This is a genomic window from Variovorax sp. Soil_C_26, assembly GCF_057657075.1.
The window spans coordinates 234,031-251,664 of the sequence record NZ_JBDGJC010000007.1; the positions used below are offsets into that span (position 1 = coordinate 234,031).

Annotated in this window: 19 protein-coding genes; 13 read left to right on the top strand and 6 right to left on the bottom strand. The window is 69.3% G+C overall.

Annotation, left to right across the window (positions count from 1 at the left end; translation table 11 throughout):
* Nucleotides 1-18: 18 nt before the first annotated feature.
* Nucleotides 19-1,278 (bottom strand): DEAD/DEAH box helicase, encoded by a 1,260-nt coding sequence (locus tag AC3A6G_RS20705; protein ID WP_487861193.1) that lies wholly within the window; start codon nucleotides 1,276-1,278, stop codon nucleotides 19-21.
* 57 nt (nucleotides 1,279-1,335) lie between these two features.
* Here AC3A6G_RS20705 and AC3A6G_RS20710 point away from each other — a divergent pair, with 57 nt between their 5' ends.
* From AC3A6G_RS20710 to rbp, 3 genes are all read left to right on the top strand, one after another.
* Nucleotides 1,336-1,716, top strand: coding sequence for a translation initiation factor Sui1 (locus AC3A6G_RS20710; protein WP_487861192.1), 381 nt, complete (start codon nucleotides 1,336-1,338; stop codon nucleotides 1,714-1,716).
* Between the two features lie 27 nt (nucleotides 1,717-1,743).
* On the top strand, nucleotides 1,744-1,977 hold the full coding sequence (locus AC3A6G_RS20715) for a DUF3820 family protein (RefSeq protein ID WP_487861191.1): 234 nt from the start codon (nucleotides 1,744-1,746) through the stop codon (nucleotides 1,975-1,977).
* 184 nt (nucleotides 1,978-2,161) lie between these two features.
* Entirely contained in the window at nucleotides 2,162-2,566 is a 405-nt protein-coding gene (rbp, locus tag AC3A6G_RS20720; protein ID WP_487874440.1) for an RNA-binding regulator, read from the top strand.
* Nucleotides 2,567-2,663: 97 nt separating this feature from the next.
* On the opposite strand, the gene AC3A6G_RS20725 is transcribed toward rbp, so the two are convergent.
* A complete protein-coding gene (locus AC3A6G_RS20725; RefSeq protein ID WP_487861189.1) occupies nucleotides 2,664-3,422 on the bottom strand; it encodes a TSUP family transporter in 759 nt (252 codons plus the stop codon).
* A 343-nt stretch (nucleotides 3,423-3,765) separates the two neighbouring features.
* On the opposite strand from AC3A6G_RS20725, the gene AC3A6G_RS20730 reads away from it, so the two are divergent.
* Entirely contained in the window at nucleotides 3,766-4,026 is a 261-nt protein-coding gene (locus AC3A6G_RS20730) for a hypothetical protein (RefSeq protein ID WP_487861188.1), read from the top strand.
* 7 nt (nucleotides 4,027-4,033) lie between these two features.
* On the opposite strand, the gene AC3A6G_RS20735 is transcribed toward AC3A6G_RS20730, so the two are convergent.
* Nucleotides 4,034-5,707, bottom strand: a complete 1,674-nt coding sequence (locus AC3A6G_RS20735; RefSeq protein WP_487874441.1) for a thiamine pyrophosphate-binding protein — start codon at nucleotides 5,705-5,707, stop codon at nucleotides 4,034-4,036.
* A 185-nt stretch (nucleotides 5,708-5,892) separates the two neighbouring features.
* On the opposite strand from AC3A6G_RS20735, the gene AC3A6G_RS20740 reads away from it, so the two are divergent.
* Entirely contained in the window at nucleotides 5,893-6,393 is a 501-nt protein-coding gene (locus AC3A6G_RS20740) for a hypothetical protein (RefSeq protein ID WP_487861186.1), read from the top strand.
* Nucleotides 6,394-6,414: 21 nt separating this feature from the next.
* Here the strand turns inward: AC3A6G_RS20740 and AC3A6G_RS20745 are convergent, their stop codons facing one another.
* On the bottom strand, nucleotides 6,415-8,046 hold the full coding sequence (locus AC3A6G_RS20745; RefSeq protein ID WP_487874442.1) for a GMC family oxidoreductase: 1,632 nt from the start codon (nucleotides 8,044-8,046) through the stop codon (nucleotides 6,415-6,417).
* Between the two features lie 133 nt (nucleotides 8,047-8,179).
* Between AC3A6G_RS20745 and AC3A6G_RS20750 the strand changes: the two genes are divergently transcribed.
* The 6 genes from AC3A6G_RS20750 to AC3A6G_RS20775 all read left to right on the top strand — a co-directional run bounded on the left by AC3A6G_RS20750 (nucleotide 8,180) and on the right by AC3A6G_RS20775 (nucleotide 13,189).
* Nucleotides 8,180-9,109, top strand: coding sequence for a LysR family transcriptional regulator (locus AC3A6G_RS20750; protein ID WP_487874443.1), 930 nt, complete (start codon nucleotides 8,180-8,182; stop codon nucleotides 9,107-9,109).
* 145 nt (nucleotides 9,110-9,254) lie between these two features.
* A complete protein-coding gene (locus AC3A6G_RS20755) occupies nucleotides 9,255-10,421 on the top strand; it encodes an MlaE family ABC transporter permease (RefSeq protein ID WP_487861183.1) in 1,167 nt (388 codons plus the stop codon).
* Nucleotides 10,418-11,236: an ABC transporter ATP-binding protein gene (locus tag AC3A6G_RS20760; protein WP_487874444.1), complete on the top strand. Its 819-nt coding sequence runs from the start codon at nucleotides 10,418-10,420 to the stop codon at nucleotides 11,234-11,236. The genes AC3A6G_RS20755 and AC3A6G_RS20760 overlap by 4 nt, the downstream gene beginning before the upstream one ends.
* A 16-nt stretch (nucleotides 11,237-11,252) precedes the next feature.
* The gene (locus tag AC3A6G_RS20765; protein WP_487861181.1) at nucleotides 11,253-12,221 is read left to right on the top strand and encodes an MlaD family protein; all 969 of its coding nucleotides are present in this window, start codon (nucleotides 11,253-11,255) and stop codon (nucleotides 12,219-12,221) included.
* Nucleotides 12,222-12,236: 15 nt separating this feature from the next.
* A complete protein-coding gene (locus AC3A6G_RS20770; RefSeq protein ID WP_487874445.1) occupies nucleotides 12,237-12,923 on the top strand; it encodes an ABC-type transport auxiliary lipoprotein family protein in 687 nt (228 codons plus the stop codon).
* A gap of 44 nt (nucleotides 12,924-12,967) precedes the next feature.
* A complete protein-coding gene (locus AC3A6G_RS20775; protein ID WP_487861179.1) occupies nucleotides 12,968-13,189 on the top strand; it encodes a hypothetical protein in 222 nt (73 codons plus the stop codon).
* Nucleotides 13,190-13,206: 17 nt separating this feature from the next.
* On the opposite strand, the gene AC3A6G_RS20780 is transcribed toward AC3A6G_RS20775, so the two are convergent.
* Nucleotides 13,207-13,989, bottom strand: coding sequence for an SIR2 family NAD-dependent protein deacylase (locus AC3A6G_RS20780; RefSeq protein WP_487874446.1), 783 nt, complete (start codon nucleotides 13,987-13,989; stop codon nucleotides 13,207-13,209).
* A gap of 19 nt (nucleotides 13,990-14,008) precedes the next feature.
* Nucleotides 14,009-14,863, bottom strand: a complete 855-nt coding sequence (locus AC3A6G_RS20785) for an IclR family transcriptional regulator (protein WP_487874447.1) — start codon at nucleotides 14,861-14,863, stop codon at nucleotides 14,009-14,011.
* Nucleotides 14,864-14,973: 110 nt separating this feature from the next.
* Here AC3A6G_RS20785 and AC3A6G_RS20790 point away from each other — a divergent pair, with 110 nt between their 5' ends.
* Both AC3A6G_RS20790 and AC3A6G_RS20795 read left to right on the top strand, forming a co-directional pair.
* On the top strand, nucleotides 14,974-15,933 hold the full coding sequence (locus AC3A6G_RS20790) for an MBL fold metallo-hydrolase (RefSeq protein WP_487861176.1): 960 nt from the start codon (nucleotides 14,974-14,976) through the stop codon (nucleotides 15,931-15,933).
* 48 nt (nucleotides 15,934-15,981) lie between these two features.
* Nucleotides 15,982-17,622, top strand: a complete 1,641-nt coding sequence (locus AC3A6G_RS20795) for an FAD-dependent oxidoreductase (RefSeq protein ID WP_487874448.1) — start codon at nucleotides 15,982-15,984, stop codon at nucleotides 17,620-17,622.
* Nucleotides 17,623-17,634: the final 12 nt, after the last annotated feature.

Consider the following 17,634-nt stretch of genomic DNA (forward strand, 5'->3'; position numbering starts at 1 on the left):
AACGGCCCGCGCGCGGGGCTACTCGCCCTGCCCGGTCGCCTTGGCGGCCGCCGCGCGCAGCTTGTCCTTCTTGCTCGGCCGCTTGCCCTTGATGCCGCCGGTGCCCGACGCATCGACGAGCGGCACGGCCGCTTCGGTCGGCTCGAAGCCCTCGATGCGCTCGCGCGGCAGGCTCAGACCCTGGCGTTTCTCGATGAGCCGGAAATGCGCCTCGGTCGACGCACTCACGAAGCTGATCGCAAGCCCGCTTTCCCCGGCACGGCCGGTGCGGCCGATGCGGTGGATGTAGTCGGTGGGCGAACGCGGCAGGTCGTAGTTGATCACCACCGGCAGCTGCGCAATGTCGAGGCCGCGTGCCGCGAGGTCGGTGGCGACCACCACGTCCCAGCGGCTCTGCTTGAATTGCGACAGGATGTCGCTGCGCGTGCCCTGCGCGATGTCGCCGTGGAATGGCACCGCATAGATGCCGTTCTTGTAGAGCTTCTCGGCCACGATCTGCGCCGCATGCTGCGTGGCGACGAAGACCAGCACGCGGTCCCATTCGTCCTTGTGCCGTTCGAGCAGGTGGCGCAGCAGTTGGGTGCGGCGGTTCGCGTCGACCTCGATCACGCGCTGCACGATCGCCGGCTCGGTGCCCGGCTCGCCCTGCACGTCGACGATCGCGGGCTCGTGCAGCATGCCGTCGGCCAACGCCTGGATGGCCGGCGGGAAGGTGGCCGAGAACAGCAGGTTCTGGCGGTTCGCCGGCAGCAGCGCGAGGATGCGGCCGAGCTCCTCGGCAAAGCCCAGGTCGAACAGGCGGTCGGCCTCGTCGAGCACGAGCATCGACACCCCATCGAGCCGCAGCGCGTTGTGGTCGGCCAGGTCGAGCAGCCGGCCCGGCGTGGCGACCACGATGTCGGCGCCGCCGCGCAGGCTCATCATCTGCGGATTGATCGACACCCCGCCGAAGGCGACGACGATCTTCAGCCGCACGCTCAGGTGCTGCGCGAGGCTGCGCATGCTCTCGCCGACCTGCGCCGCGAGTTCGCGCGTGGGCACGAGCACCAGCGCGCGCACGCGACGCGGCGCCCCGGCCGCTTCGCTGTGCAGACGCTGCAGCAGCGGCAGCGAAAATGCGGCGGTCTTGCCGGAACCGGTCTGCGCCGTGCCGCGCAGGTCGCGGCCCTGCAGAATCGCCGGGATGGCGGCCGCCTGGATCGCGGTCGGCGCGGCATAGCCGCTCTCCGTGGCTGCCTGCACGAGCGCGGGCACGAGGCCCAATGAATCGAATGGCATGTGAGCAGGCGGCAAGATGGAGAAACCCCGGAAATTGAAGACGAAGAGACGCACCGAATGGCAGCGATGAAGAACAACCCGGCGAGCGCGCTGGTGTATTCCACCGAATCGGGCGGCCGCATGTGCCCCGCGTGCGGCGCGCCGGTCGCGCAATGCCGCTGCAAGGAACTGATGAAGAAGGCGCAGACGCCCGCCACGGACGGCATTGTGCGGGTATCGCACGAGACCAAGGGCCGAAAGGGCAAGGGCGTGACGGTCGTCAAGGGTCTCGCGCTCGATGCGGCGGCGCTCGCAGCACTCGGCAAACAACTCAAGGCGGCCTGCGGTTCGGGCGGCACCGTGAAGGACGGAATCATCGAAATCCAGGGCGACCACCGGGACCTGGTGATCGCGTCGCTCGCGAAGCAGGGCCACACCGTCAAGCGCGCAGGCGGCTGAAATCCGGCGCCGTCACCAAGAAGAAGCATGAAACCCGAAGACCTGCAGCGCCTCGTGACGCTCCCCATGCCGTTCGGCAAACACAAGGGCACCGTGATTGCCGATTTGCCCGGAAATTACCTGACCTGGTTCGCGCGCGAGGGTTTTCCCGCAGGCGAGATCGGGCGGCTGCTGCATTTGATGCATGAAATAGACCACAACGGGCTCAAAGGGCTGCTCGAACCGTTGCGAAATCGCCCGTCCGGACGTGATGATTGGTAATAAGTGGGGGATGCAGCGTGCTTTTTCCGAATCGCCGCTGATAATCGGGCCTACGTGTCTGCGAGCTTGTCTCCCGTGCACGTAATTCGGTGATCGGTCAGTTTCGCGCCACAGCGCAATTTTGTTTGTTGTGATTCTGGGACTCCATCGCTTTGTTTTGTTGGTTTGAATCAGGAGTCCCTCCATGGGCAAGAAACTTTACGTAGGCAACCTCGCCTACTCCGTGCGTGACAGCGACCTGGAACAGGCTTTCGGCGAGTACGGCTCGATCGTCAGCGCCAAGGTCATGATGGAACGCGACACCGGCCGTTCGAAGGGCTTCGGCTTTGTCGAAATGGGCTCGGACGCCGAGGCCCTGTCGGCCATTGAAGCCATGAACGGCCATTCGTTCCAGGGCCGCGCCCTGACGGTGAACGAAGCACGTCCGATGGAAGCACGCCCCCCCCGCACCGGTGGTGGCGGCGGCTACGGCGGCGGCGGTGGTGGTGGTTACGGCGGTGGTGGCGGCGGCTACGGCGGCGGCGGCGGTGGCCGCAGCGGTGGTGGCGGCGGCTACGGCGGCGGCGGCGGTGGCCGCGGCGGCTACTAAGCCCTTGCACCTCCGAGAGTTCGCTCTCGAATGAAAAAAGCTCCTTCGGGAGCTTTTTTCGTTTCTGTCCGCCGTGTGCCCGGGCGAGGTCGGGCCGCTATTTCAGAAATGCGTCGTAGGCGGTCTTCAGGATCAACGCGCTCACGACGACGATGAATACGCCTCGCACGAAGCCGGCACCGTGCTTGAGCGCCACGCGCGTGCCAAGCAGGCTGCCGGCGACGTTGGCCACCGCCATCACCAGGCCGTAGTGCCACCAGACATGGCCCTTGGCGGCGAGCAGGAGCAGCGCCGCGGCATTCGTGAGCGTGTTGATGATCTTGGCCGAGGCCGAGGCGTTGAGAAAGTCGTAGCCCATCCAGCGCACGAACAGGAACACGAGGAAGCTACCTGCACCCGGGCCGAAGAAGCCGTCGTAGAGGCCGATCGAGAAGCCGATCGCGCAGGCCGCGAGCGTTTCGGCGCGCCCCGCGAAGCGCGGCACGTGGTGGCGGCCGAGGTCCTTGCGCGCCAGCGTGTAGAGCAGCACGCCGAGCAGCACAATGGGCAGCGCGCGGCGCAGGAAGTCGCCCGGGAATAGCGTCACGCCCCAGGCGCCGAGCATCGAGCCGACGAAGCCGAGCACCGCGGCGGGCCACAGCGCGGCCCAGCGCATCTGCACGCGCTGGCTGAACTGCGCCGCCGCGGCCGCGGTGCCCCAGATCGACGCGCTCTTGTTGGTGCCGAGCAGGGTGGCCGGCGGCGCGCCCGGAAAGACGGCGAACAGGGCCGGCACGAGGATCAGCCCGCCGCCGCCAACGATCGCATCGACAAAGCCCGCGAACAGCGAGGAGAGCGTGACCACCAGCATTTCCATGCCGGGATTGTCGCATCGCTTGCTACAAAAACAGGAGCTAGAACCAGCGCTGCGTGCAGAGCAGATGGCCTTGCACCGCCGGCTGCGGACATAAAAAAGGCGCCGACCAGCGGCGCCTTTCAAGTTCAGCAGGGCCTCTCGAGCGGAAGCCTTCAGATTCTTCTTTTGACCGGAATTTGTCTCCTCGGACCCTCGGCAGCACGAGCTTGGCCCGTTGCGAGTGGGCAGACTGTAGGCGGTGCACCGGCGCAGTGCATCGGGAATTACCCGCTTTCGGCCTGTGCGCCCTCTGGGGTCGGCCTCGATCTTGCTGAAGCATTGCGAGCACCCCGACGGAGACGCCATGCCATCCATGTCCGAAAGCGAACGCATTGCCCTGGCCGCGCGCCTGCACGTGGCGCTCAGGCGAAAGCACGGGCGGGTGACCGATACCGAATGGATGGCGACCAATGCGGAGTACGCGGCCGAGATCGTGCGCATGACACGCGCCCACGCGATCGAGACCAACGACGAGGAACTCGGGCAGCTCGCGGGGCGGCTCGAGTTGGCGATGGAGCCGCTGGCGCGCGCCGCCCGCCTGGCGGCACGGCGACCCGGCGTTTAGTCGCCCTTCAGCGTGCGGCCAGCGCCGCCTCGCGAAGGCCCTGCAGCGTGCCCGTGGGCGTGATCGCCTCGGGGTCGAGCAGGCAATGCAAGATCGCAGGCTTGCCGCTCGCGCGCGCACGGGCCAGCGCGGGCGCGAATTCCGCCGTGTGCGTCACGCGTTCGCCGTGGCCGCCGAACACCTCGGCATAGCCGCGGAAGTCGGGGTTCCTGAGCTGTGTGGCACTGACGCGGCCGGGGTAGTGCTTTTCCTGGTGCATGCGGATAGTGCCGTACATCGCGTTGTCGAGCAGCACCACGAGGATCGGCAGCCCGTACTGCACGGCGGTGGCGAACTCCTGGCCGTGCATCATGAAGTCGCCGTCGCCCGCGAACACCACGACCTCGCGCTGCGGCCACAGGCGCTTGGCGCCGACGCCGGCCGGCAGGCCGTAGCCCATCGAACCGCTGGTCGGCGCCAGCTGGCTCGCGAAGGCGCGGAACGGCCAGAAGCGGTGCACCCAGGTGGCGAAGTTGCCCGCGCCGTTGCAGAAGATGGTGTCGGGCGGCAGCACTTCGCGCAGGTGCTGCATCACCTCGCCCATCTGCAGCCTGCCGGGAATTCGGATCGGCGCCGGATCGCTCCAGCGCAGGAACTCCTCACGCGCGGCTTTCGTGCGCGCCTGCCAGGCGGGCTCGGAGGCCGGACGCAGCGCGGCCACGGCTTCGGCAAAGGCCTGCGGCGTCGCATGGATGCCGAGCGCCGGCCGGTAGAGCTTGCCGAGTTCATCGGCATCGGCATGCACGTGCACCAGCGCCTGCGCGGGCTGCGGAATCGCAAGCAGTTCGTAGCCCTGCGACGGCACCTCGGACAGACGCCCGCCGATGAGCAGCACCAGATCGGCATCGCGGATGCGCTCGAGCATGCGTGGGTTGGCGCCGAGCCCCAGGTCGCCCGCATAGTTCGGGTGATCGGCCGACAGCAGCATCTGGCGGCGGAACGAGCAGTAAACGGGCAGCGAGAACGCGGCCGCGAAATCCGCGAACTGCAGCGCCGCCTTCTCCGACCAGCGGCTGCCGCCGAGGATGACGACCGGACGCTCGGCCCGAGCGAGGCGCTGCTGCAGCTCGGCGAGCTGTGCCGCGCCGGGATGCGTTTCTGTCACGGCATACGGAAGCGCGTCGGCCACGCTCGCGGCCTGCGTCAGCATGTCTTCGGGCAGCGCGATCACCACCGGGCCGGGCCGGCCGGAGGTGGCCACGTGGAAGGCGCGCGAGACCAGCTCGGGCACGCGCGCGGGGTCGTCGATCTGCACCACCCACTTGGCCATGGTGCCGAAGACGGCCGCGTAGTCGAGCTCCTGGAAGGCCTCGCGGCCGAGCGCATTGCGCGCCACCTGGCCGACGAACAGCAGCAGCGGCGTCGAGTCCTGGTGCGCGATGTGCACGCCGGCCGAGGCATTGGTGGCGCCCGGCCCGCGGGTGACGAAGCACACGCCGGGCCGGCCGGTCAGCTTGCCTTGCGCCTCGGCCATCATCGCAGCGCCGCCCTCCTGGCGGCACACGGTGACGTCGATTGCGCCGTCGTGCAGCGCATCGAGCACCGCGAGAAAACTTTCGCCGGGTACGCAGAAGAGCTGCCGGACGCCATGGATGAAGAGTTGGTCGACCAGGATCTGGCCGCCGGTTCGGGGAGAGTTCATGCGGGGCACTATCAGCCAATCGCGTGCGCTTGCCTAGCGACAAAAACGAAGGACCTGGTGCGTTGGCGGAAGGAACCCGGCGCCCGCTGTGCGCACGATGCGCTGGGCGCCTACGCGCCGCAGGCCCCTGTGCGCCGAAGATCCGGGCGCCGATCCACCGCACGCCGCACCCGGCGCACACCCGCATGAAACTGGTCCACTCCCTCTACGCCGCGATCCATGCGCTGATGTCGCTGGCCTTCGCCCTCGCATCGATCGTGCTCGTCGTGATCGCGGTGCGGGCCGGCTGGAGCGCCGTTCTCAACGGCCTCGACCTGGCCGCAGCGGAAGCGATCATCGAGGCGGTGGGCCTGCTCGCGGCCGGCGTGGTGGCGCTGCAGATCTCGCAGACCGTGCTCGAGGAGGAAGTGGTGCGCGACGCCCACATCAGCGCGCCGACGCGCGTGCGCAGGTTCCTCTCGCGCTTCATGGTGGTGATCGTGGTCGCGGTGTCGGTCGAAGCGCTGGTCGCGATCTTCAAGGCGCGCGAGGCACCCGAGCTGATGCTCCATGCGGCGCTCATGCTCGGTGCCGTGGGCCTGCTGATGGCCGGCTGGGGCGTCTTCATCCGTATGAACCGCTATGCGGAGGAGCTCGAGCCCGAGGCCATGGCCGAAGCCAAGCGCGAAGACAGCAAGCTCAAGTGAACCGTCCGGGCGCGCCTCTTTTCAGACGCCCCGAAGAACCCAGTCTGCCGCCTTCTCGGCCATCATCAGCGTCGGGCTGTTGGTGTTGCCGCTGGTGATGGTGGGCATGGCGCCCGCATCGACCACGCGCAGGCCCTGCACGCCACGCACGCGCAGGTGCGAATCGAGCACGGCCATCGGATCGTCGTCGGCGCCCATCTTGGTGGTGCCGACCGGATGGAAGATGGTGGTGGCGATATCGCCGGCCAGGCGCGCGAGGTCGTCGTCGCTCTGGTACTGCACGCCCGGCTTCCACTCCTCGGGCTTGTACTTCGCGAGCGCCGGCTGCGACGCGATGCGGCGCGTCACGCGCAGCGAATCGGCCGCCACCTTGCGGTCCGCGTCGGTGCTCAGGTAGTTGGGCGCGATGGCCGGCGCGTCCTCGAAGCGCGCACTGCGGATACGCACCGTGCCGCGGCTCGTCGGGTTGAGGTTGCACACGCTCGCGGTAAAGGCGGGAAAGCTGTGCAGCGGCTCGCCGAAGGCATCGAGCGAGAGCGGCTGCACGTGGTATTCGATATTGGGCCACGCGTGCTCGGGCGAGCTGCGCGTGAAGGCGCCGAGCTGCGACGGCGCCATGCTCATCGGGCCGCTGCGCTTCATCAGGTACTGGAGACCGATCTTTGCCTTGCCGAGCATCGAGGAGGCCAGCACGTTGAGCGTGGGCGCGCCGTCGATCTTGTAGACCGCGCGGATCTGCAGGTGGTCCTGCAGGTTGGCGCCGACGCCTGGTGCATCGACCGCCACCTCGATGCCATGCTGGCGCAGCAGATCGGCCGGGCCGATGCCCGAAAGCTGCAGCAGTTGCGGCGAGCCGATGGCGCCGCCGCAGAGGATCACCTCGCGCGTGGCGCGGGCCGTCACCATCTCATGGCCGTCCCACACCTGCACGCCGGTGCAGCGGCGACTGCCGTCGGGCTGGGTCTCGAGCACCAGCCGCGTGGCGTGCGCATTGACCCACATCTCGAAATTGGGCCGGCCGTAGCACACCGGCCGCAGGAAGGCCTTGGCGGTGTTCCAGCGCCAGCCGTTCTTCTGGTTGACCTGGAAATAGCCCACGCCCTCGTTGCTGCCGCGGTTGAAGTCGGTGCTGTGGGGAACGCCGGCCTGCACCGCGGCCTCGGCGAAGGCATCGAGGATGTCCCAGCGCAGCCGCTGCTTCTCGACCCGCCATTCGCCGCCGGCGCCATGCAGTTCGTCGGCGCCGAGGTAATGGTCCTCGTGTTTCTTGAAGTCGGGCAGCACGTTGTCCCAGCGCCAGGCGTCGTCGCCGGTGAGCCGCGCCCATTGGTCGTAGTCGCGCGACTGGCCGCGCATGTAGATCATGCCGTTGATGCTGGAGCAGCCGCCCAGCGTCTTGCCGCGCGGATAGCGCAGCGTGCGCCCGTTGAGCCCGGCGTCGGGCTCGGTGCTGTAGAGCCAGTCGGTGCGCGGATTTCCGATGCAGTAGAGATAGCCGACCGGGATGTGGATCCAGTGGTAGTCGTCCTTGCGGCCGGCCTCGACGAGCAGCGTGCGCTGCTGCTTCTTGCGCGTGAGCCGGTTGCACATCAGCGCACCGGCCGTGCCGCCACCGATGACGATGTATTCGAAAGTGTTGTCGTCTTCGCTCATGGCACCTGCTTCTTGTCTCTGTGGATATTTTTGCTGCTCATGGACCATGCCGATCCCGCGGACGGCAGTTTCACCCATTCCCTCGGCCGATTGCCAATGATTTCGGCGCCAGTGGTTTATAAGTCGCACTTATATGACCGCCGCCGCCCCGGACCTCCATCTCCTCCGCGCCTTCGTGCTGGCGGCGCGCGAAGGCAATGTCTCGCGTGCTGCCGAGCAGCTGCACCTCACGCAGCCGGCGGTGAGCCTGCAGCTCAAGCGGCTGGCCGAGGACACCGGACTGCAGCTCTTCACCCGGACGCCGCACGGCCTGGCGCTCACGGCGGACGGCGCCGCGCTGCTGCCGCAGGCCGAGCGCGTGCTCGCGGCAGTGGCCGACCTGCAGCAGGCGGCGCGCAACCTGCAGGGCAGCGTGCGCGGGGCGCTGCGCATCGGCACCATCCTCGACCCCGAATTCACCCGGCTCGGCATGTTCCTGCGCGAGCTCGTCGAGTCGGCTCCGCAGATCGAGACCGAGCTGCGCCACGGCATGAGCGGCACGGTGCTGGCCCAGGTGCTGCGCGGCGAGCTGGACGTGGGCTTCCACCTCGACACCTTCGACGGCGAGCCCACCGACGGGCCCAGCGACGCATCCGCCGCCGCCGCGCCGCTCGCCGCACGCACGCTCACGCGCTTCACCTACCGCGTGGTCGCGCCCGCCGGCTGGGGCCCGCAGGTGCTGGGCCGCGACTGGAAAGCCCTGGCCGCGCTGCCGTGGCTCGGCACGCCGCCCGAATCGGCGCACCACCGCCTGCTGCAGCGCGTGTTCGGCCCGCTCGGACTCGCGCCGCGGCGCGTGGCGCTCGTGGACCAGGAGGCGTCGATGCTCGACCTGCTGAAATCGGGCGTGGGCCTGAGCCTTCTGCGCGACTCGATCGCCATTCGCGAGAGCCAGTCGCATGGGCTGGTGATGGCCGACCGCGTGCAGCTCGACTGTGCGCTGCGCTTCGTCTCGCTCGCGGCGCGGCGCAACGAGCCGGTCATCGCCAGCGCCTGGAACGCACTGTCGCGCGCCTGGGGGTGACGCCGGGGCCCGGCAGGCGGCCGCGGAAACGGCGTGAACCCCTACGCCAAGCGCCGGCAGAGCGTCACCGGAACGCCGATTCACCCGGTTACGATGCGGCCTCCGACCGCCGCTTCCTTCTTACTCCGCCCTGCACCGCCCCGCCATGCCCATCGCAACTTCGCCTGCCGACGCATCCGCCGCCGACAGCGGATTGCCGCGCATCGAAGCGCGCGAGCAGGAGGGCCGGCGCTGGATGGTGGCGACTGGCCGCTGGACCACGCTCGCGATGTCGTCGCGCCCTGCCTGGCAGGCGCTCGCAAGCGACCTCGCCGCGGCGCCGCCCGGCGACGACCGCGCCTGGGACCTGCGTCCGATCGATCAGCTCGACCACATTGGCGCACAGCTGCTCTGGGACCACTGGCGCCACGACTGGCCGGCAACGCTCGAAATGTTGCCGCAGCACAAGGCGGTGCTCGACCAGGTGGCGCGATACACCGTCGGCACGCCCGAGGAACCGTCGCCGACGCTGGCCGAGCGGCTGCGGCATTTCTCGCACACCGGCCCGCGCGCGCTGCAGGCGACGCGCGACTACGTGGGCCTTGTCGGCCAGCTCGCGATCGACGTCGGCACGCTGCTGCGTGCGCCGCACCGCGGGCCGTGGCGCGACTTCTCGGGCCACCTCTACCAGTTCGGCGCCACCGCCCTGCACATCACGGCGCTCGTGGGGCTTTTGATCGGCGTGGTGCTGGCCTACCTGATCTCGCAGCAGCTGCGCCAGTACGGTGCCGAGGCGTTCGTGGTCAACATCCTCGGCCTGTCGCTGGTCCGCGAACTCGGTCCGGTGCTCGCCGCGGTGCTGATCGCGGGCCGTTCGGGCTCGGCGATAACGGCGCAGATCGGCGTGATGCGCGTGACCGAGGAACTCGACGCGATGCGCGTGATGGGCATTCCGCACGGCTTCCGGCTGGTGATGCCGCGCGTGCTGGCGCTGGCGATCGCGATGCCGCTGATCAGCCTCTGGACCTCGATGGCGGCGCTCGCGGGCGGCATGCTCGCGGCCGACGCCGCGCTCGACATCTCGCCGGCCTACTTTCTTTCGGCGCTGCCGCGCGCGGTGCCAATCACCAACCTCTGGATCGCGCTCGCGAAGTCGGCGGTGTTCGGCGTGCTGATCGCGCTGATCGGCTGCTACTTCGGCATGAAGGTCAAGCCCAACACCGAAAGCCTGGGGCGCGGCACGACCTCGTCGGTCGTGACCTCGATCACCGCGGTGATCCTGGTGGATGCGCTGTTCGCGGTGCTGTTCAAGGGCGTGGGGTTCAGGGCATGAGCGACGAAGCAGCAGTCGTCGACATCCGCAAGCTCTGGACGGTGTTCAAGAACGCCGACGCCGAGCAGGTGGTGCATCGCGACCTCGAATTGCGCATCGAGCGCGGCGAGGTGCTGTCGCTGGTCGGTGGCTCGGGCACCGGCAAGACGGTGCTGCTGCGGCAGATCCTCGGCCTCGAGAAGCCCACGAAGGGCACGGTCGAAGTGCTGGGGCGGGCGCCCGGCGAGCTCAGCGCCAAGGGCGCGGCGAACGTCGGCATGCTGTTCCAGCACGGCGCGCTGTTCTCGGCCTTCAGCGTGCTCGAGAACATCGCGTTTCCGCTGCGCGAGCTCAAGTTGCTGCCCGACGAGCTGATTCGCAACGCGGCGCTGGTCAAGCTGCAGATGGTGGGCCTCGAGCCGCAGCACGCCAACAAGAGCCCGGCCGACCTGTCGGGCGGCATGATCAAACGTGTGGCGCTGGCGCGCGCGCTCATCATGGACCCCCCGCTGCTGCTGCTCGACGAGCCCACGGCAGGCCTCGACCCCGAGGCCTCCGACAGCTTCTGCGACCTGCTGCGCGGCCTGCACCGCGAGCTCGGCCTCACGGTGGTGATGGTCACGCACGACCTCGACACGCTGTTCGACCTGAGCACCCGCATCGCGGTGCTGGCCGACCAGAAAGTCATCGTGAGCGGCGCCGCGCGCGAGGTGATCGCGTACCCGCATCCGTTCATCCACGAATATTTCCTGGGCGGGCGCGGCCAGCGCGCGCTGGAGGCCCTGCATGACAAACCCGCCGATGCCCCGCCTGCCGCGGCCGGCGCGGGCCACTGAAAGGTAGCCACACACCATGGAAAACAAATCCCATGCCCTCGCCGCCGGCGCCTTCGTGCTCGGCCTGATCGCCGTGCTCATCGGGCTGGTGGTCTGGTTCACGCGCGACAACACGGTGCGCAACATCTACGAACTCTCCACGCGCGACGCGGTCAGCGGACTGCAGCCGCAAGCCATGGTGCGCTACCGCGGCATCGCGGTCGGCAAGGTGACCTCGATCGACTTCGACCCCAAGATGCGCGGCAACGTGCGCGTGCGCATCACGGTCGACCAGCGCGTGCCGCTCACCACCTCGAGCTTCGCGACGCTGAGCTACCAGGGCGTGACGGGCCTCGCCTTCATCGCGCTCGACGACAAGGGCGAATCGAACGTGGTGCTGACGCCGAACAACGACGACCCGCCGCGCATTCCGCTCAAGCCCTCGATGCTGGCGCAGCTGCAGGACCGCGGCGAGGCCATCATCAACCAGGTCGACGAGGCCACGAAGCGCGCCAACGCGCTGCTCGGCGACGGCAACCAGAAGCGCGTGGCCGAAGCGCTCGAGAACATCGCGGCCGCCTCGGCCAGCGCCAATACGCTGCTCAAGCAGCTCGACAACACGGTGAAGACCGGCCTGAACCCCACGCTCGCAGCGCTGCCCGAGACCATGGGTTCGGTGAAGAAGGCGGCCGGCGACGTCTCGCGCGTGGCCAACAACTTCAACACCACCGTCAACCGGCTGAATGCGCCGGACGGGCCCATCGATCGCCTGGGCGACGGCACCAAGTCGCTCGCGCAGGCGGTCGACTCGTTCAATTCCGCCACACTGCCGCGCGTGAACCGCGTCGCCGACGACACCTCGCGCGCGGTGCGCCGGCTCGGCCGCGCGGCCGACGGCATCAACGACAACCCGCAATCGCTGCTGTTCGGCAACGGCGGCGCCGCCGCGGGGCCCGGGGAGCCGGGCTTCACGGCACCGCCCGCCGCATGGCCGGACCGCCCCTGAGGCCGAGGATTGAAGATGACCCTGACGAACCACGCCATTCGCCGCCCCTTCCGCCTCGCCCCGGCCGCCGGGCTCGGGCTCTTGCTCGGAGCGCTGCTGCTCGCCGGCTGCGGGGCCCTGCCCGACAAGCCCGCGCGCGCCACGCTCTACGACTTCGGGCCCGGCCCCGCTGGCGCGGCGGCCGCTGCGGCGGCACCGGCCGCGGCGCTGCCGACGCTCGCACTGGCCGAGATCGAGAGCAACAGCCGCCTCGACGGCACGCAGATCCTCTACCGGCTCGGCTATGCCGATGCCAACGAGCTGCGCCCTTACGGCCAGTCGCGCTGGAGCCTGCCGCCGGCCCAGTTGCTGCGCCAGCGGCTGCGCGACGCGCTGGCCGAACGGCGCACCGTGCTCGGCCCCGAGGAGAGCGCGACCATCGCGCGTACCGAAGGCCGGGTGCCCGACACCCTGCGCGTGTCGGTCGACGAATTCAGCCACTACTTCGATTCGGCCAGCAACAGCGCCGGCCTGGTGCGCCTGCGCGCCACGCTGATCCGCGGCACCGCGGGCGGCGACCGGGTGCTGGGCCAGCGCAGCTTCACCGTGCGCCGCCCAGCGCCGAGCGCCAACGCGCCAGGCGGCGTCAAGGCGCTGGCCGCCGCCACCGACGCGGCGGTCGCCGAGATCGTGCAATGGGTCGACCAGATCCCGCGGCAGTAAGCTCGAACCATCCACCACAACCATCACAACGAGGAGACCTCCGCATGAATCCCACACGCATCATCGGCATCCTGCTCATCGTCGCGGGCTTCGCAGGCCTCGCGCTCGGCGGCTTCAGCTTCACCAAGGAAACGCACCAGGCCAAGCTCGGCCCGCTGGAGCTGTCGGTGAAGGAGCAACAGCAGGTCAACTTTCCGGCCTGGGCCAGCGTGGCGGCGATCGTGGTGGGCGGGGCCCTGGTGCTGCTGGGCGGCAAGAAGGGCTGAGCGTCCTCAGGCTCGGCTCAGGCCAGGCTTCCCGGTCCGCCGAGCCCCGCCAGCAGCCGCGGCAACAGGTCTTCGGACGCGCCGCGCAGCACCACCGCTGCGGCCGCATCGAGCTGCGGCAGCGGCTCCATGTTGAGCGTGATCAGCCGGGCGCCATGGGCCAGCGCCATCTCCGGCAGTTCCGCGGCCGGGTAGACGACCGCCGTGCTGCCGACCACCATGAACGCGTCCGACTCCTGCGCCGCGGCCTGGGCGTCGAGCAGCACGCCGGGGTTGAGCGCCTCGCCGAACATCACCACATCGGGCCGCGCGCGCGAGGCGCAGCGCAGGCAGCGCTGGAACGGCCACGGCCCCTGGCGGTTGCCGCAATGATCGCAGCGCCAGCGGCGCAATGAGCCGTGCAGTTCGAGCACCTCCAGTCCGCCTGCGACCGACAGCAGGCCGTCGACGTTCTGCGTGATGAGGCGCGTGGCCGGGCGCAGCCGCTGCAGCTGCGCGAGCGCCTGGTGGCCGGCGTTCGGCTCGGCGGCCTCGACGGGCGCGAGCCGCTGGGCCCAGAACCGGCTGAAGCCCTTGGGGTCGCGCTGCAGGTCCTCGGCATGCGAGAACTGCAGCGCGTTGCGGTTCATCCAGAGCCCGTCGGCGTCGCGGTAGGTCGGAATGCCCGATGCGCGCGACAGGCCCGCGCCCGAGAACACCACGATGCGGCGTGCGGCGCCCAGCAGCGCGATGGCGGATTCGACGGCCGCGGCAGATGGCGAAGCGGGAGAAGAAAGAGAAGAATCGTTGCCCAGGCTCATGGCGCTCGCGGAATCAGTCTCAGTCGGTGCCCTTTGCGACCGAGCTTGCGCCGAGCCGCTCGGACACCGTGCCCGCGCAGGCCTTGAGCGCGCGTGCGATTTCTCCGTCCCAGGCGGTGTCGAAGATGGCGGCGGGGCCGATGGCCGTGACCGACAGCACGATCGCGCCCGTGTGGTCGAACACCGGCGCGGCCATGGCGCTGACGCCCTCGATCACCTCGCCCTCCGAACGGCTGATGCCGTAAGCGCGCACTTCCTCGAGCTGCCGCTCGAATTCGCCCCATGAGGGCAGCGGGCGCTCGGGCGGCATGCCGGGCGTGCGCTGCTTCTGGCGCCCGCGCTCGGCGTCGAGCAGCTGCCGCACGGTGGCGGCCTCGAGGTAGGCGGCAAAGATGCGGCCCGAGGCCGTGTTGGTGAGCGAGAACACGGTGCCGTGCCGCATGTTCACATGCACCGGCGACGGCGACTCGGCCGTGCGCACGATGGTCGCGCCACGCGCGCCCCAGACCGCGAGCGCCACCGTGTGGCCGATGCGCCGCGCCACTTCGGCGATCAGCGACGTGGCGATGTGCACCGGGTCGGCCTGCTGCAGACTGATGAGCCCCAGTTGCAAGGCCAGCGGACCGAGCAGATAGTGGCCGCTGGCGCGGTCCTGCTCGATCAGCCCCAAACGCCCGAAGCTCACCATGTACGGGTGCGCCTTGGCGGGCGTCATGTCGGCTTCGCGGGCCAGGTCCTTCAGGGCCATCGGCCGGCCGTGGTGCACCAGTGCGCGCAGCAGCTGGCCGCCCACTTCGATGCTCTGGATGCCGCGCTGCGCCGCGCGGTCGGTGTCGTTGGCCGCCGTGGCGCCGGGCGTCGGATGTTCGTTCATGAAGAAGGGATTAGACATGAACCGGTTCAGCGCCTACACTTCGCAAATTCGTTATCCGCAAATTCATTTGCTTTAGACGAATTCAACATTCACATTCGATGGAGACCACGATGAGCCAAGCCAAGAAGTTCGCCAGCCAGGCCGACATGGAGGAGAAGAAGGTCACCTTCAGCCAGATCTCCGAGCACGCCTGGGCCTACACCGCCGAAGGCGACCCCAACACCGGCATCGTGATCGGCGACGACTGCGTGCTGGTGGCCGACACCCAGGCCACGCCTGCGATGGCCGCCGACGTGGTGCGGCGCATCCGCGAAGTGACCGACAAGCCGATCAAGTACGTGGTGCTCACGCACTACCACGCGGTGCGCGTGCTGGGCGCCGCCGGCTACGGCGCCGAGCACATCCTCGCGAGCCAGGACACGCGCGACCTGATCGTCGAGCGCGGCGAGGCCGACAAGGCCAGCGAGATCGGCCGCTTCCCGCGCCTGTTCCAGAACGTCGAGACCGTGCCGCCGGGGCTGACCTGGCCCACCATGACCTTCACCGGCAAGATGACGCTGTGGCTCGGCAAGCTCGAAGTGCAGCTGCTGCAGTTGGGCCGCGGCCACACCAAGGGCGACACGGTCGTCTGGCTGCCCCAGGAGCGCGCGCTGCTGTCGGGCGACCTGGTGGAGTTCGGCGCCACGCCCTATGCGGGCGACGCGTACTTCAAGGACTGGCCGCAGACGCTCGACAACCTCGCCGCGCTGAAGCCCGCGGCGCTGGTGCCGGGCCGCGGCGCGGCGCTCACCACGCCCGAGCAGGTGGCCGAGGGCCTGCAGGGCACGCGCAATTTCATCTCCGACGTGTACGCGAGCGTGCAGGAAGGCGTAAAGGCCGGACGCGACCTGAACGCGGTCTACAAGGAGACCTACGCGAAGCTCCAGCCCAAGTACAGCCAGTGGGTGATCTTCGACCACTGCATGCCCTTCGACGTGAGCCGCGCCTACGACGAGGCCTCGGGCCACGCCGACCCGCGCGTGTGGACGGCCGAGCGCGACATCGAGATGTGGAAGACGCTCGAGGGCTGAGCTTGCCCCTCCCCGGAGGGGAAGGAGAAGAAAACGGAGACAAGAATCGTGATCGACTACCAGAGCCTGCGCTTCGACTACCGGCGCCACGCCGATCAGGACACTGCCGCGCCCGCCCGTCACCCCGTGGTGATCGTCGGCGCCGGGCCGGTCGGCCTCACGCTCGCCATCGACCTGGCCTTGCGCGAGGTGCCGGTGGTGCTGCTCGACAACGACAACACGCTCTCGACCGGCTCGCGCGCGATCTGCTTCGCCAAGCGAACGCTCGAGGTGTTCGATCGCCTGGGCTGCGGCGACCGCATGGTGGACAAGGGCGTGTCGTGGAACATCGGCAAGGTCTATTTCCGCGACCAGCAGGTCTACCGCTTCGACCTGCTGCCCGAGCCCGGCCATGAGCGCCCGGCCTTCATCAACCTGCAGCAGTACTACGTCGAGGGCTACCTGGCCGAACGCGCGGCGGCGCTGCCGCTGATCGACATCCGCTGGAACAACAAGGTCACGGGCATCGCGCGGCAGGACGATGGCGCGCTGCTCACGGTGGAAACGCCCGAGGGCGAGTACCGCTTGGCGGCCGACTACGTGGCGGCCTGCGACGGCTCGCGCTCGAACCTGCGCCAGCTGCTCGGACAGGAACCCAAGGGCCGCACCTTCCGCGACCGCTTCCTGATCGCCGACGTGGTGATGGACGCACAGCTGCCGACCGAGCGCCGCTTCTGGTTCGACCCGCCCTTCCATCCGGGCCAGAGCGTGCTGCTGCACAAGCAGGCCGACGGCATGTGGCGCGTGGACTTCCAGCTCGGCTGGGAAGCCGACCCGGTGGAAGAACGCAAGACCGAGCGCATCGTGCCGCGCGTGCGCGCGCTGCTCGACAGCATCGGCCATGCGGGGGTGCAGTTCGAGATCGGCTGGGCCAGCGTCTACACCTTCGCCTGCCAGCGCATGGAGAGCTTCCGCCAGGGCCGCGTGCTGTTCGCGGGCGATTCGGCGCACGGCGTGTCGCCGTTCGGCGCGCGCGGCGCGAACTCGGGCGTGCAGGATGCCGACAACCTCGCATGGAAGCTCGCGGCGGTGCTCAAGGGCGAGGCGCCCGACGCGCTGCTCGACACCTATGCGCGCGAGCGCGAGTACGCGGCCGACGAGAACATCCGCCATTCCACGCGCGCCACCGACTTCATCACGCCCAAGAGCGAGGTCAGCCGCCTGTTCCGCGATGCGGTGCTCGAGCTGACGAAGCGGCACGCCTTCGCGCGCACGCTGGTCAACAGCGGCCGGCTCTCGGTGCCGGCGGTGCTGCACGGCTCGCCGCTCCACACGCCCGATGCCGAGCCTTTCGCGGGGCCGATGGTGCCTGGCGCCGCGGCGGCCGATGCGCCGATCGTGCGTGCCGACGGCAGCACGGGCTGGCTGCTGCGCGAGGTCTGCCGCACGCACGGCTTCACCGCGATGGTGTTCGGCGATGCCCGCGACCCGGCCGTGGCGCAGAGCCTCGGCGCCATCGACGAAGCGGGCCTGCCGGTCGCCACCGTGCGCGTGCCGGCCGCCGCAGGCGAACTGGCGGCCCAGCGCTACGATGCGCGGCCCGGCACCGTCTACCTGCTGCGCCCCGACCAGCATGTGTGCGCCCGCTGGCGCGCGCCCTCGACTGCGCAGCTGCGCGCTGCCTTCGACCGCGCGCTGGCCAGGCATTGAACGGACACCACG

Bases quoted from the DNA above. Each gene is read 5' to 3' on its own strand.
- AC3A6G_RS20705 (WP_487861193.1), bottom strand. From the start codon at position 1,278: ATGCCATTCGATTCATTGGGCCTCGTGCCCGCGCTCGTGCAGGCAGCC.
- AC3A6G_RS20760 (WP_487874444.1), top strand. From the start codon at position 10,418: ATGAGCGACGAAGCAGCAGTCGTCGACATCCGCAAGCTCTGGACGGTG.
- AC3A6G_RS20780 (WP_487874446.1), bottom strand. From the start codon at position 13,989: ATGAGCCTGGGCAACGATTCTTCTCTTTCTTCTCCCGCTTCGCCATCT.
- AC3A6G_RS20750 (WP_487874443.1), top strand. From the start codon at position 8,180: ATGACCGCCGCCGCCCCGGACCTCCATCTCCTCCGCGCCTTCGTGCTG.
- AC3A6G_RS20790 (WP_487861176.1), top strand. From the start codon at position 14,974: ATGAGCCAAGCCAAGAAGTTCGCCAGCCAGGCCGACATGGAGGAGAAG.
- AC3A6G_RS20765 (WP_487861181.1), top strand. From the start codon at position 11,253: ATGGAAAACAAATCCCATGCCCTCGCCGCCGGCGCCTTCGTGCTCGGC.
- AC3A6G_RS20740 (WP_487861186.1), top strand. From the start codon at position 5,893: ATGAAACTGGTCCACTCCCTCTACGCCGCGATCCATGCGCTGATGTCG.
- AC3A6G_RS20725 (WP_487861189.1), bottom strand. From the start codon at position 3,422: ATGGAAATGCTGGTGGTCACGCTCTCCTCGCTGTTCGCGGGCTTTGTC.
- AC3A6G_RS20785 (WP_487874447.1), bottom strand. From the start codon at position 14,863: ATGAACGAACATCCGACGCCCGGCGCCACGGCGGCCAACGACACCGAC.
- AC3A6G_RS20730 (WP_487861188.1), top strand. From the start codon at position 3,766: ATGCCATCCATGTCCGAAAGCGAACGCATTGCCCTGGCCGCGCGCCTG.
- AC3A6G_RS20775 (WP_487861179.1), top strand. From the start codon at position 12,968: ATGAATCCCACACGCATCATCGGCATCCTGCTCATCGTCGCGGGCTTC.
- rbp (WP_487874440.1), top strand. From the start codon at position 2,162: ATGGGCAAGAAACTTTACGTAGGCAACCTCGCCTACTCCGTGCGTGAC.
- AC3A6G_RS20710 (WP_487861192.1), top strand. From the start codon at position 1,336: ATGGCAGCGATGAAGAACAACCCGGCGAGCGCGCTGGTGTATTCCACC.
- AC3A6G_RS20715 (WP_487861191.1), top strand. From the start codon at position 1,744: ATGAAACCCGAAGACCTGCAGCGCCTCGTGACGCTCCCCATGCCGTTC.
- AC3A6G_RS20770 (WP_487874445.1), top strand. From the start codon at position 12,237: ATGACCCTGACGAACCACGCCATTCGCCGCCCCTTCCGCCTCGCCCCG.
- AC3A6G_RS20735 (WP_487874441.1), bottom strand. From the start codon at position 5,707: ATGAACTCTCCCCGAACCGGCGGCCAGATCCTGGTCGACCAACTCTTC.
- AC3A6G_RS20745 (WP_487874442.1), bottom strand. From the start codon at position 8,046: ATGAGCGAAGACGACAACACTTTCGAATACATCGTCATCGGTGGCGGC.
- AC3A6G_RS20755 (WP_487861183.1), top strand. From the start codon at position 9,255: ATGCCCATCGCAACTTCGCCTGCCGACGCATCCGCCGCCGACAGCGGA.